Genomic DNA, 13,419 nt, shown 5'->3' on the forward strand with positions numbered 1-13,419 from the left:
TGCCGTAATTTACCACGAGCGCAGCCACTGTCCAGTCCATTCGGCGACCTGATCGCGCCAAACCCGGCTGGAAAACGTGTGGTCGGCCCCCGCTAAATCACGGCGCGCGATGCGGGGAGAACGCATCAGCGTGCGCCAGGCGCGGCTGCTGCCGGCCAGGTCCAGGAATTCCATGGCGGTCAAGTCGCCGGGACTGATCACCAGCAGGATGGGGCCCGGGAAGCGCTGCAGACCCGCCAACAGGCGCGGCCCCAGTGGCGACGCAGCAACGGCCGGTGCCGATGGCGTCGTCGCGGCCGGAATGGATGGTTTAGCAACGGCTGGGGCGGGTGGCGTCGAAGCCGATGGTATGGCTGACATCGCATCCGGGGCCGGTTCGGCGCCGGCCACCAGGGTCGATGCCGCATCCGCCTGCCCCGCGCCGGCCACCGGCGGCCGGGATGCCGGCCGCAGTGCTTGACCGATGTGCGCCGCCAGCGATGCGGCCGATGCCCGCACGTCAAACCGGCCGCTGATCACTTTGCGCCACAGCGCGGGATCGGCCAGGCGCCGCAGGTAATAGTGCTTCAACATGGCTTTCGCCAGTCCCGCTTCATCGCGCGCCCACGGGTTCAGCAACACCATGCCGCTGATCCGTTCATCGCTGCCGCCGTGCAGCACGGCCGCCGCCGCGCCATCGCACAAGCCCCACAGCACCACGTCGCGCAAGCCCGGCACGGCCCGCATGAAGCAATCCGTTGCCGCGCGCACATCCTCGGCCAAGTCTTCAAACGTGCGCTGCCCGCCTTCGCCATCACCCATGCCGCGCGCATCGAAACGCAGGACGGGAATGCCTTGCGCCGCGAGGCTGCGCGCCAGCAAGGTGAATTGCCGGTGGCTGCCGGCCCGGTATTGCGGCCCGCCGACGATCACCAGCACGCCGCGCGTGGCTGCCGGTGGTGGCGCCGCCGAGGTTGGCTGCGCCGGGATGGCAGGCTGGGGCGCGGAGTCCCAGGGCATGTCCCGGTGTCCCGGCAGCGTCAGGATGGCTGGCAGGTTCGCCGCACCAACAGCAAACGCCAGCGCCTGCTCGTGATAGCCGCAGTCATTGATCATGGCCGGCTCCAAACAGCGCGGCCGTGGCGTCCAGCAGCGCGGGACTGGTGGCGATTTCCGGCGTGGTCCAGAATTGCGGGCCCGCCACCACCTGCGCCTGCACTGCCGCGCCTTGCGCCTGCCAAGCCTGTAGCACCGCGGCGCCGGCTGGCGGCAGCGGGCGGCCGGCGTCTGGCGCCAGCTCGAACCAGTGCGTGGGACAGGGTGGCGACAGCGTTTTACTGTCGAGCGCATCGAGCGCATCGGCCATGGCCGGCGCCAGGGTATAGCCGGCGATTTCCAGCGGCGTCCCGGCGCGCAACGTGGCGCGCAAGGCCGCCGTGGTGGTGCGGGCCGCCGACTGGTGGTCCAGCATGTCGGCCGCCAGTTGCAGGCGTAAAAACTGCGTCAGATACGTGGCGCCGCTGTGCACCGGCTGCCACAGCAACAGGTGCGGGCATGCCACTTCAGTTGCGCAATCGAGCGCCAGCAAGGCGCCGATCCGCAAGCCCCACAGGCCGGGAACCTGGCCACTGCGCTCACCCAGCCACGCCACGGCGTGCCGCACATCGGCACGCCACGCATCCCAGCGCGCATCGCTGAAATCGCCGCTGCTGTCACCGCAGCCCAGCAAATCGATTTGCAGCACCGCCACGCCCCGCACGGCCAAGGCACGGGCCGCCAGCGCCGCCATGCGGCGGCTGCGGTTCATTTCTTCGGCAAACGGATGCAGGTACACCAGCGCCGCCGTGGCAGGCCCGGCAGGCGCGTGGTACAGGCAAAATCGGGCGCCCTGCCCGGCGACCGGCAAGAACAACGGGAATGGTGGCGGGAGCGCGGGCGCGGCCGGCGCGGTGGCGCCGGACTGGATCATGCGGTGAGCTTGTACTGGACGAAGGCGGCCAGGGTGCCCACCGTGGCAAACGTGCTGGCATCGATTTCATCATCGTCGATGGCAAAACCGAATTGTTCCTCCAGGGTGGCGATCAGTTGCACCACCGCCATCGAATCGAGTTCCGGGATACTGCCCATCAACGCCGACTCCGCCGTCAGCGCATCGGCTGCGCCTGGTGGCAGGCTCAAAGTGTCAGCCAGGATGGTCTTGATTTCTTGCAAATACATTATGACTCCAGAGAATTGCGCCGCATGGCGCGTAGCTGCCCGTGTAACTGCCGCAACAGCGGCCAGCGATAGTGGTTGATATGGTACATGGTGCGCACCTCGTCAGTCCATTGGCGGTGCCAGGGCAATACCTTGCCATAAAACTCCACCAGCCGCAGGCCGGGCCGGGAAAACAGCAGCCGGAAGCTTTCATCGCGCATCAGCAGCGCGGGGGAAAAATGGGATTCCACCCGCTCGTCATACGCGGTTTTCAACACCACCAGCACGCCGCCGCCTTCAATGCACAAATCCATCGCCACCAGCTGGTCGCCGAACCAGTAGCGCACGGCGCTGCCCGCGCCCCGGCGGCAAAACGCCGCCAGCATCGCGGTATAAAAACCGCCCTGCGCGTTGTCGGCATGAACCGCCGTGCCCTCGGCACCTTTCCAGCCATTGCTTTCCAGCCGGCCATAATCGGCCACGGCTTGCGCCATCTGTTCCGGCGCGGTGCAGACTTCCAGCCGGGTCACGATGCCTTCGCGCTGCAGGCGGTTGCGCTGTTTTTTCAGGTTGTTGCGCAAATTCTTGCCACGCCCCGCCCAATAATCGTCGTACGCCATGCCCAGCGTGATACGGGCGGTGTCCATGTAGTCAAGCGTTTGCACCCGCCCGGCGTCGACGGGACGCGGCGCCAGCGCCGGGTCGCACTGCATGACCGCCAGTAGAAGCTTGCCTCCAGGCAAGGCTTCCATTAGCGTCGTGCGCAAGCGCGCCGCATCTTCGCCCGGCAATTGCAGCCACATTGCCAGCGGCTGCTGGGCCGGCTGGAAGGTCGCCCAGATGCCGGGGCGTTGCTGGACCACCACGGTCATGGCAAGGGTGCGGCCGTGCTGTTCACAGGTCGCCAGCAGGGCGCCGGCCTCGCCAAAGTATTGCAGCAAGGGAAGTATAAAATCCGCTTCCAGCAGGGGAGAGGCCGCGCCAGCGGCATTGAGCGCACTCCAGCGGCCGGCATGGGTGGTGAAATCAGCAGCCGGGGTCAGGGTCCAGATCATCGAGGGAAATCAGCAAGGGCAGGCGCATGGGAAGGCCGCCAAATAGTTGCCACTTTATCACAAGCAACCTGCCTGGGCGATGGACAGTCCCACAGCCTGCGCGTACCATGCGGCCCCATGAGCGAGCTGATACACGATTTCATTTTTGACAGCGCGCGCCGCACGCCGGGCGCCGAAGCGCTGGTTTATGGCGCGCGCCGCCTCGATTATGCGGCGCTGGCCGGCGCCGTGCGCAGCGCCGCCGATGCGCTGGCCGCGCTGGGACTGGAACGCGGTGAGCGGGTCGCCGTCTGCATGGAAAAAAATGTGGAAAACGTGGCCGCCATGTTTGGCGCCGCGGCCGCGGGCGGCGTGTTCGTGCCCGTCAATCCGCTGCTGAAACCGGAACAAGTCGCGTATATCCTGGCCGACTGCAATGTCCGGGTGCTGGTCACCAGCGCCGACCGCCTGCGCCTGCTGGCGCCCGCGCTGGCGCAATGCCCGGACCTGGCCACAGTGATTGCCGTCAACCCGTCCGGCGCCGCGCTGCCGGAGCTGCCTGGCATCGGCGTGCTCGGCTGGGACAGCGCCCTGGCGGCGCCGCCCGGCACGCCCCCCCGTGCTGGCATCGACACCGACATGGCCGCCATCCTGTATACCTCGGGCAGTACCGGTAAACCCAAGGGCGTGGTGCTGTCGCACCGCAACCTGGTGGCGGGCGCCGCCAGCGTGTCGACGTACCTGAACAACATGGCGCAAGACCGCATCCTGGCCGTGCTGCCGCTCAGCTTTGACTATGGCCTGAGCCAGTTGACCACCGCGTTCCGCGTCGGCGCCACGGCCGTGCTGCTGAACCATTTGCTGCCGCGCGACGTGCTCAAAGCCGTGGTGGCCGAGCGCATCACCGGCCTGGCGGCGGTGCCGCCGCTATGGCTGCAACTGGCGCCGCTGGGCTGGCCGGCCGATTGCACCGTGCGCTACTGGACCAATTCCGGCGGCGCCATGCAGCGTCCCACGCTCGACGCACTGCGCACGGCACTGCCCAACGCACAACCGTACCTGATGTATGGCCTGACCGAAGCGTTCCGTTCCACTTATTTACCGCCTGCCGAACTGGCGCGCCGTCCCGACTCCATGGGCAAGGCGATCCCCAATGCCGAAGTGCTGGTGCTGCGTCCTGACGGCAGCGAATGCGATGCCGGTGAGCCGGGCGAACTGGTGCACCGTGGCGCGCTGGTGTCGCTCGGTTACTGGAATGATGCGGCCAAGACCGCTGAGCGTTTTAAACCGTATGTGCCGCCGGGCGGCGCCGGCCTGACCCTGCCGGAATGGGCGGTGTGGTCGGGCGACACGGTGCGGCGCGATGCGGAAGGCTTCCTGTATTTCATTTCCCGCACCGATGAAATGATCAAGACGTCCGGCTACCGCGTCAGCCCCACCGAAGTGGAAGAAGTCATCTATGCGCGCGGTGGCGTGCTGGAAGCGGCGGCCATCGGCGCGCCGCATCCCGCATTGGGACAAGCCATTGTCGTGATTGCGCAAGGTGCGGCGGACGCGACGGCGGAATCGCTGCTGGCGGCCATCAAGCCGCACCTGCCCGCCTACATGCTGCCGCAACGGGTCGTGATGGCGGACGCGCCGCTGCCACGCAATCCGAATGGCAAGATCGACCGCAAACTCTTGAGCCTGCAATACGCCGGCTGTTTCCAAGCCTGACCATGGCTGCCCGCACCCCAAGCCTGTGCGGGCGGCGCCTTTCCTGATTTTCACCCGCCTATGACCACGCCCGCCCGTCCCCAACACGCCCCGCTCGAGCAATTCCCCATCGTCGACGATTGCCTGGTGGTGGGCGGCGCGCCCCTGCCGCGCCTGGCCGCGCAAGTGGGACAGACCCCGTTTTATGCCTATGACCGGGGCGCGCTGACGCGCCGCGTGCATGAACTGCGCGCCGCACTGCCGCCGGAAATCGCGCTGCACTATGCGATGAAAGCCAACCCGATGCCGGCCGTGGTGCAGCATATGGCCGGCCTGGTCGACGGGCTCGATGTCGCTTCCGGCGGCGAATTGCGGGTGGCGCTCGACACCGGCATCGACCCGCAGCACATCAGCTTTGCCGGCCCCGGTAAAAGCAATGCGGACCTGGCCAGCGCGGTCGCGGCCGGCATCGTGCTGAACGTGGAGTCCAGCGGGGAACTGGAACGCCTCGCCGGCATCGGGCAACAACTGAATGTGCGTCCGCAAGTGGCGCTGCGCATCAATCCCGACTTCGAACTGAAATCGTCCGGCATGAAAATGGGCGGCGGCCCCAAGCAGTTCGGCATCGATGCGGAAATCGCGCCGGAGGTGCTGGCGCGCCTGGCCCGGCTGGACGTCGACTTCCACGGTTTCCACATCTTCAGCGGTTCGCAAAACCTGAAGGCGGCCGCGCTGCGCGAAGCCCATGAAAAAACCTTTGCCCTGGCGCTGCGCCTGGCCGCCCATGCGCCCACGCCACTGCGCACGCTCAACATCGGCGGCGGCTTCGGCATTCCCTATTTCCCCGGCGAAGAGCGGCTGGATCTGCAGGCCGTGGGCGACGGGCTGCGCACCTTGCTGCCGGACGTGCTGCGCGCCCTGCCCGGGGTGCAAATCGTCATCGAGCTGGGACGCTACCTGGTCGGTGAAGCCGGCGTCTATGTCAGCCGCGTGATTGAACGTAAAGAGTCGCGCGGGCGCACCTACCTGGTGACCGATGGCGGCTTGCACCACCATTTGTCGGCATCGGGCAATTTCGGCCAGGTGATCCGCAAAAATTACCCGGTGGTGATCGGCAACCGCGTATGGCACGGACCACGTGAAACCGCCTCCGTGGTGGGGCCGCTGTGCACGCCGCTGGATTTGCTGGCCGACCAGATGGAGCTGGCGCAGGCGGGACCGGGCGACCTGGTCGCCGTGCTGCAATCCGGCGCTTATGGCTTGAGCGCCAGCCCTGGCGCCTTCCTCAGCCACCCGGCCGCGGTGGAAGTGCTGGTCGGCCGGCGCGGCTGACCGCCAGGCGCCCGGTGGACTATTGCCACCGGTGTCGGCTTTGCATTGTTATTTCTATTGCTACACCGCGTGTTACATGCCAACATAATGGATGGCATGTTGGCACACGTGCGTCCGTAGTGCGCAGCCCTTATATATCAAAGGAATTCTATGTCTCATCGCGTAAACAAGCTGGCGCTGGCTACCATGGTTGCCGCCCTGTCCACCGGTCTGGTTGCATGCAAGAAACAAGAATCGAGCGAGACACTGGTCGCGCAAGCCAAGCAATATCAGCAAAAAGGCGACATGAATGCCGCCATGATCCAGCTGAAAAACGCGTTGCAAGCCAACCCGGATGATGCCGAAGCGCGCTTCCTGCTGGCCTCCGCCTATGTTGAAAATGGCGACGGCGCGGCGGCGGAAAAAGAAATCCGCCGCGCGATCAGCCTCAAGTATGCGTCCGACAAGACCGCCCCCGTGCTGGCCAGGGCCCTGCTGGCGCAAGGCCAGACCCAGAAAGTGCTGGATGAAACCGCCGAGGAAGCCAAGAAAAACAGCCCGGACCTGATGCTGTACCGCGCTGAAGCGCTGCTGGCATCGAACAAGCGCGACGAAGCCGGCGCCGTACTCGAGCAAGCCTTGCAAGCCCAGCCGAATAACGCCCTGTTGCTGTCGGCAAAAGGCCGCCTGGCGCAAATCAACGGCGATCCGGACAGTGCAATGCGCCTGGCGGACCAGGCGCTGGCCGCGTCGCCGCAAAGCCAGGAAGCGCTGATGTTCAAGGCGGATTTGCTGCGCGTGCAGCGCAAGACCGACGAAGCCATTGCGCAGTATGACAAGGTGCTGGCGGTAAAGCCGAACCACCGTTCTGCCCACATTGAAAAAGCCTACCTGGAGTTGACGAACGGCCAGTACGACAAGGCCCAGGCCGACCTGGACAAGGCAAAGAAAATCACGCCCGGCAGCTTGCTGGTCACGTATACGCAGGCATTGCTGGACTTCTCGCAAAACAAGAATGCGGCGGCCGAGGAAAGCATCCAGAAGGTCTTGCGCATCGCGCCCGAGCATATGCCCACGGTCCTGTTGGCCGGCGCCGTGGCGTTGCGCCAGGGTTCGCTGCAGCAAGCCGAGCAGCACCTCCGCAAATACGTGGAAAAATATCCCGACAATGTCTATGCCCGCAAAATGCTGGCCAGCGCCTTGCTGAAAACCGGCCAGAGCCCGGATGCGCTGGGCGTCCTGACGCCGGCGCTGAAAGGGGGCACCGAAGACTTGCAAGTGTTCGCGCTGGCGGGTGAGTCCTACATGCAGGCGCGCGACTTCAACAAGGCCACGGAATACTTTGAAAAAGCCAGCAGCAAGGCGCCGGAATCGGCCAGCCTGCACGTCCAGCTCGGTGTGAGCATGCTGCAAAAAGGCGATGTGGCGAAGGGCGTCGCCGAACTCGAGAAAGCCGTCAAACTCGACAAGACACCGCAGGCTGGACTGGTGCTGACGCGCGCCCACCTGGCGCAAAAGAATTTCGACAAGGCACAAAGCGCCATCGCCGACCTGGAAAAACAATTCCCCGACAACGCAGTGGTGTACGAACTGAAAGGCCTGGTCCAGGCCGGCAAGAAAGACTTTGCCGCGGCCCGCGCCAGTTTCGAAAAATCCGCCAGCCTGAAGCCGGATTATTACTCTGCCACCGGCAACCTGGCCATGCTGGCCATGACAGAGAAAAAACCGGCGGAAGCCAAGGCCGCTTTACAGCGCTTCCTCGACAAGAACAAGAAGAGCGCGGAAGCCATGACCGCCATGGCGGCCCTGGCGGCCATGGAAAAAAACACGCCTGAAGCGACACGCTGGCTGGAGCTGGCCCAGGCGGAAAATCCTGAAGCCATCGGCCCTGCCGGCCGCCTGATTGGCCAATACCTGGTGACCGAACAGCAACAAAAAGCCTTGACCCTGGCACGCAAGATGCAGGTGGCAAATCCAACCAGTGTTGAATTACTGGACTTGCTGGCCAAATCGCAAATGGCAACCAAGGATTTGAATGGTGCGCTGGAAACCTACAGCAAGCTGGCTGGCGCCCAACCCAAGAATGCCGCAGTGCAAATGGCGCTCGCCAATGTGCACATGCTGCTGAAAAATCCGGGGGCGGCGGAAGATGACGTCAAGAAGGCACTGCAATTGCAGCCGGATTATCCCGTTGCGCAAGTCGCTTATGTGGAACTGTTGTTCAAGAAAAAACAATACGACCAGGCCATTGCCCAGGCCCGCATACTGCAAAAGAAACATCCGGAAGCTGGCGCCGGCTTCATGCTGGAAGGCGATGTCCTGATGAAAACCGCCAAGCCGGCGCAGGCGCTGCCGCTGTATGAAAAATCGTACGCGCTGTCAAAAAATAACGAGATGCTGTACCGGATTATCAACGCGCTGCGCGAATCCGGCAAAACCGCCGAAGCGGACAAACGCCTGGCCCAGGCCATTGGGCAAAATCCGAAAGATCTCCGCCTGCCATTGTTCCGTGCCGAACTGAACCTGCGCGACCAGCAATACAAGCTGGCCGCCGAACAATTGGAAGCCATGGCCAAACAGACGCCGAATAACCCGGCGATCCTGAACAACCTTGCCTATGCCTACCAGCAAAGCAAGGACAGCCGCGCTCTGCCAACAGCGGAAGCTGCGTATAAACTGGCCAGCACCGAACCGGCCGTCATGGATACACTGGGCTGGATCCTGGTCGAACAGGGCGACGCCAAGCGCGCCGCACAAATCCTGCAACAAGCCAGCACCAAAGCCCCGCAGGCGCCGGAAATTCGCTACCACTTGGCGATGGCGCTGTTCAAGTCGGGCGACAAGGCCGGCGCGCGCAAGGAAGTGGAGCAGGCATTGGCCAGCGGCAATGCGTTTGCCAAGGCAGACGATGCGCGTGCCTTATTAAAACAATTACAGTAAGGGTGGCGCACGGCTGACACTTGAGTTGCTGGTGGGGCACGGGAGCGGTACGATATTCTTCAGTCCGCTCTCTTCCCCCACCGATGCCGCCGCCCTCCCCAGGAGAATTTCCATGGAACACAATTCCGAGGCGCCAGAGAACGGCTTGACCATCAAGCCGCCGGCGCCCCGTTCCCACGTTGTCTGCATGGAACCCGCTGCCCTCGGCAACGAAGTCATCATGCAGCAAGATAACATTGCGATCCGTCTGGCTGACACCGACACCGGCCGCAATTCAGCCAGCATGCTGATCAACAAGATGTATGGCTGGCGGGGTTATGGCGACAAGCACAAAGTCGAAGAAAATCCCAACCGCATCACCTTGTCCGCCTCCGACAAGGGCATGGTGATCGGCACGGTCACGCTGGGTATCGATTCAGATGCCGGCATCCTGGCCGATGAAATTTTTCACGACGAAATCCAGAAAGTGCGGCTGCGGGGCGGCAAAGTCTGCGAAGTCACCAAGCTGGCGTTCGACCCGGCCGTGCGTTCCAAGATTGCGCTGGCCTCGCTGTTCCATGTCTTGATCATTTACGCGCATTACCGCTTTCATTGCACCGACTTGTTTATCGAAGTCAATCCGCGCCACCGGCGCTACTATGAAGCCATGCTGGGCTTTACCACGGTCGGCGAAGTGCGGCAAAACCCCCGGGTCGAGGCCCCCGCCTACCTGCTGCGGGTCGGCATGGACTACGTGAACCAGCAAATCGACCGGCTCGGCGGCACCAGCTCCCATCCGGGCAATGAACGTTCGCTGTACCCGTATTTCCTGTCGCGCCGTGAAGAAATCGGCCTGGCCAACCGCCTGTTAAAATTGGAATGATTTCCAGGCACCGGGGCAGCATGCCGCCCCGGTGCCGTGCGACCGTGGCATGCAACCTCTGCTATATTTCCCCCGGTGATTACGCCCGTCCACAGTATCCACATCGTCGATACGGAAGAACAACGCCATGCCGCCAGCCTCTTGCTGGGGCAGCGCTATGCGTGGCGTGGCTATGCCGGAAAACATGTGCTGGAAGAACACGCGCACCGTGTTTCATTGTGCGCCACGGACAAGGGCATGACCGTCGGCACGGCCACCATCGGCTTCGACTCGGCGGCCGGTTTGCTGGCCGATGCGGATTTCAAGGATGTGATCGACGGCTACCGCATGCAGGGCGGCCGCGTGTGTGAAATCACCAAGCTGGCCATGGCGCCCTCCGCCGATACCCGCAAGACGCTGGCGTCGCTGTTCCATGCGGTGTTCATGTATGCCCACATCAAACACCGCTGCACCGATATGTTTATCGAAGTCAATCCGCGCCACCGCCGCTATTACGAAGCCATGCTGGGCTTCCAGTGCCTGGGAGAGCCGCGCCACAACCAGCGGGTCAACGCGCCCGGGCATTTGCTGTGGAGCAGCATGGACCACATTGCGCAGCAAATTGCCACGCTGGCCGGCACCGCATCGCCCACCAGCGCCGCGCGTTCACTGTACCCCCACTTCCTGGCACCGGCCGACGCCGCCAGCCTGGCCAACCACCTGCTTAAAAAACCCGGGTAACGCCGGCCCGGGCACTGCCTTGCATGAACGAATCCAAGTGTCGGAATTTTTTACAGCCCTTTGCTTCAGGCCAGATTGCATCAAACATGTAATTTTAAAAACACAATAAATTCAATTGCTTAGTAATTCCCATGGAACCTGGCACGGGGTTTGCTTAATGGTAGACGTGCTGGCCAACATGGCAAGCGTTACGAATCTAACAAAGGAATTTATTATGAAACTGCTCAAAAAAGCGATCATCGGTTCTGCGCTGGCGTTGGCCTTCTCTGCCGCACAAGCCGCACCAATCACGGTTGGTGGCGTAACCTGGGATCCAGATTATGTGGACAATACCGATGCAGACTTCATCACTGAGTTCAAGTTCACCCAGTGGTTCGGTGTTCAGACCGAAGCAGCTGGCGTTGCCCCGAATTTTTCTGACTCTGTCGCCATCGGCACCGTCCTGGGCAGCCTGAATGGTTCCTCGGCAGCTTCCGGCTATTACCTGAAGGGTGCTGGCGAGATCGATCGCGTCAATGGCCTCTTCTCGCCAGATTTCTGCTCGGGTTGCGAGCTGACCTACGCCTTTGGTGGCATCGGTCTGAATAAAAACGGCACTTTCGATGTTTCCAGTGCTTGGGCACGCCTGTTCGTCAACGACCTGACCCCTAACTACAGCACGCCAGCTGGCAGCCAAGCTGAAGTGAACGATGCTGTCTCGGGCCTGCAGTGGCTCGACCTGTCGTTCACCAGCCTGGGCTTCCAAAGCGGTGGCGTTCAAAATGGTCAAGTCAGTGCAACGCTGGAAGTCATCGGTGGCGCTGCTGCTGCCCATTTCCAACCGAAAACGCTCTCCTACACGGCTGATGCATTCTTCAACCCTGGCCAGAAATATTCGAGCGGCGGTAACGGCTCCATGATCGGTAACACCGTTCCTGAGCCAGGCACGTTGGCACTGTTCGGCCTGGGTCTGCTGGGTGCGAGCGCTCTGCGTCGCCGCAACACCAAGGCTTGATCGACTCGTTCGACCAGAAATAAAAAACTGCCCGGCTTCGCCGGGCAGTTTTTTTTTATACTTACTGGTAACGCCCAGGCGCCACCAGGTTGGCGGGATCGAGCGCTTGCTTGAGTTTGGCATGGAAGGCCAGCGAATGGGTTTGGTGGACTTTGATCGCTTCCATGGTATCGACACCGACCCGGTAGGGGAACACGCCGATCTTGCGGCCCTCTTCCAATAACTCCTTGTAGCAGGCGCGGGCCCGCGCCACCGCTTCCGGCTGATTGCGGTCGAACAGCAGCGGCACCGTGCTGTCAAACAAGCGCTCATTGACTGAAGTAAAGGTCAACAGCGGCTCCATGCCGTGTTTTTTTGCCACCCGCGTGACCAGGTTGACATAGGCACGGGCATATTGCGGCCGCATCGGCACCAGCGGCGCATACCACAGCAAGCCACAGCCATCGCGGCCCGGATCGCGGTTGTCGTCCGGCTGGCGGCCGGGATTGCGCCAGTACGCCAGCGGCAGCGCGGTTTCATTGGGCCGGCCCGCCACCAGGTCGAGCGACTTGGCCAAGGTCCCGGCCGTGCTGCCGAGGCGCTGCCCCATACCGCCCGGCAACAGCTTGGCCATTTTCGCCAAGGTGCGCGCATTGCCGGGGCTGAGGAACAGGATGCGGCTGCCGACACCGGCCAGGGCCCGCTTGATCTCTTTTTGCGCGGCCGCCACCATGGTGCGGGTGCCGTACAGGGTGCAAAAACCAGTCCATGGCGCGATCTGGTATTGGCGGCCCAGGGTTTCAATCACGTCGGCGGGAATCTGGCCATTGGCATCCGGCGGCGTGTCTGGATACGGCGCATTCATGGCCAGCACGCGGTGCCGGTTCATCAGGTTGATGCCGCCCACCGTGCCCGGCAGCGAGCGCAGGATATGGCGCACCCGCTCCACCGCGATTTCCAGCTGCGCGTCATCCTTCAAGTTAAACAGGCACACCTTGACCACTTCCGGACGGCGCGCCAGCACGATGCTCATGCGCGTCACCACGCCATAGCCGCTTTGCGTAAACAGCGGCACGGTGTGCGGTCCCAGGCCCCATTTGAACAACCGCGCCAGTTCTTCCGTGCCGGCTTCGCGCAGGGTGGTCCGGTACAGGCTGCCGTCCGCCAAGACCGCTTCCACATCCGTCACCGCGCCAAAGTGGTCGGTATGGGGCGTGACGCCATAGCCCCGCTCAAGCGCATTGCTGAGCAGGCTGCAGCTGGGGCCGGCGCCGGTGACCGGCACCATATAGGGATGGTTCTCGCGGTCAAGGAATTCGCACAGCATCGCTTGCGTCACGCCGGGCTGCAAGGTCACCACCCCCAGCTCGGCGTCAAAACTCATTTCCTTCAACCCGCCCAGGTCCAGGATCACGCTGCCTTCGCCGCTGGGCAGCGCGGTGCCATAACCCCAGTTGTGGCCGGTACTGATCGGGTGTATGGCAATGCCATGCTGAGTGGCAACCCGCATCACCGCCGACACGCAATCATCGTCCGCATTATTTTTGACGATGCGTACGGCGGCGCGGATGGTGCGGGTACTGCCGCCGGTATCGGCGCCATAGGCTTTCTGGGCGGCATCGTGGCTCAGTACTTCCGCCACGCCGGGGATGGCACGCCACGCGGCGCAGGCAAGGTCAAGGGGATTAGGATCGAGTGGCGGGGTCATA

At 63.2% G+C, this 13,419-nt stretch carries 11 protein-coding genes; 6 read left to right on the forward strand and 5 right to left on the reverse strand.

What is annotated here, in order from left to right; genetic code table 11:
* Nucleotides 1–9: 9 nt before the first annotated feature.
* From AC1RRC_RS11710 to AC1RRC_RS11725, 4 genes are read right to left on the reverse strand one after another with little or no spacing between them, the layout of a single operon-like run.
* Complete coding sequence (locus AC1RRC_RS11710) at nucleotides 10–1,095, reverse strand: hydrolase 1, exosortase A system-associated (RefSeq protein WP_493055645.1); 1,086 nt, start codon at nucleotides 1,093–1,095, stop codon at nucleotides 10–12.
* Complete coding sequence (locus AC1RRC_RS11715) at nucleotides 1,085–1,948, reverse strand: hydrolase 2, exosortase A system-associated (RefSeq protein WP_493055646.1); 864 nt, start codon at nucleotides 1,946–1,948, stop codon at nucleotides 1,085–1,087. The genes AC1RRC_RS11710 and AC1RRC_RS11715 overlap by 11 nt, the downstream gene beginning before the upstream one ends.
* Nucleotides 1,945–2,196 carry an acyl carrier protein gene (locus tag AC1RRC_RS11720; RefSeq protein WP_493055647.1) on the reverse strand — a complete coding sequence of 84 codons (252 nt, stop codon included), beginning with the start codon at nucleotides 2,194–2,196 and terminating at the stop codon, nucleotides 1,945–1,947. Before AC1RRC_RS11720 ends, AC1RRC_RS11715 begins: the two co-directional genes overlap by 4 nt.
* Nucleotides 2,196–3,230, reverse strand: coding sequence for a GNAT family N-acetyltransferase (locus tag AC1RRC_RS11725; protein ID WP_493055648.1), 1,035 nt, complete (start codon nucleotides 3,228–3,230; stop codon nucleotides 2,196–2,198). The genes AC1RRC_RS11720 and AC1RRC_RS11725 overlap by 1 nt, the downstream gene beginning before the upstream one ends.
* 117 nt (nucleotides 3,231–3,347) lie before the next feature.
* Between AC1RRC_RS11725 and AC1RRC_RS11730 the strand changes: the two genes are divergently transcribed.
* The 6 genes from AC1RRC_RS11730 to AC1RRC_RS11755 all read left to right on the forward strand — a co-directional run bounded on the left by AC1RRC_RS11730 (nucleotide 3,348) and on the right by AC1RRC_RS11755 (nucleotide 11,731).
* On the forward strand, nucleotides 3,348–4,925 hold the full coding sequence (locus AC1RRC_RS11730) for an acyl-CoA ligase (AMP-forming), exosortase A system-associated (protein ID WP_493055649.1): 1,578 nt from the start codon (nucleotides 3,348–3,350) through the stop codon (nucleotides 4,923–4,925).
* Between the two features lie 60 nt (nucleotides 4,926–4,985).
* On the forward strand, nucleotides 4,986–6,236 hold the full coding sequence (locus tag AC1RRC_RS11735) for a pyridoxal-dependent decarboxylase, exosortase A system-associated (RefSeq protein ID WP_493055650.1): 1,251 nt from the start codon (nucleotides 4,986–4,988) through the stop codon (nucleotides 6,234–6,236).
* 150 nt (nucleotides 6,237–6,386) lie between these two features.
* Nucleotides 6,387–9,155 (forward strand): XrtA/PEP-CTERM system TPR-repeat protein PrsT, encoded by a 2,769-nt coding sequence (gene prsT, locus AC1RRC_RS11740; RefSeq protein ID WP_493055651.1) that lies wholly within the window; start codon nucleotides 6,387–6,389, stop codon nucleotides 9,153–9,155.
* A gap of 112 nt (nucleotides 9,156–9,267) precedes the next feature.
* Nucleotides 9,268–10,017, forward strand: a complete 750-nt coding sequence (locus tag AC1RRC_RS11745; RefSeq protein ID WP_493055652.1) for an N-acyl amino acid synthase FeeM domain-containing protein — start codon at nucleotides 9,268–9,270, stop codon at nucleotides 10,015–10,017.
* A gap of 75 nt (nucleotides 10,018–10,092) precedes the next feature.
* Nucleotides 10,093–10,737, forward strand: a complete 645-nt coding sequence (locus AC1RRC_RS11750) for an N-acyl amino acid synthase FeeM domain-containing protein (protein WP_493055653.1) — start codon at nucleotides 10,093–10,095, stop codon at nucleotides 10,735–10,737.
* Nucleotides 10,738–10,951: 214 nt separating this feature from the next.
* On the forward strand, nucleotides 10,952–11,731 hold the full coding sequence (locus AC1RRC_RS11755) for a PEP-CTERM sorting domain-containing protein (protein ID WP_493055654.1): 780 nt from the start codon (nucleotides 10,952–10,954) through the stop codon (nucleotides 11,729–11,731).
* Between the two features lie 61 nt (nucleotides 11,732–11,792).
* Here AC1RRC_RS11755 and AC1RRC_RS11760 read toward each other — a convergent pair whose 3' ends face one another.
* Nucleotides 11,793–13,418, reverse strand: coding sequence for an FAD-binding oxidoreductase (locus AC1RRC_RS11760; RefSeq protein WP_493055655.1), 1,626 nt, complete (start codon nucleotides 13,416–13,418; stop codon nucleotides 11,793–11,795).
* Nucleotide 13,419 lies beyond the last annotated feature (1 nt).

The organism is Pseudoduganella sp. GW821-FHT12E03 (genome assembly GCF_058807115.1).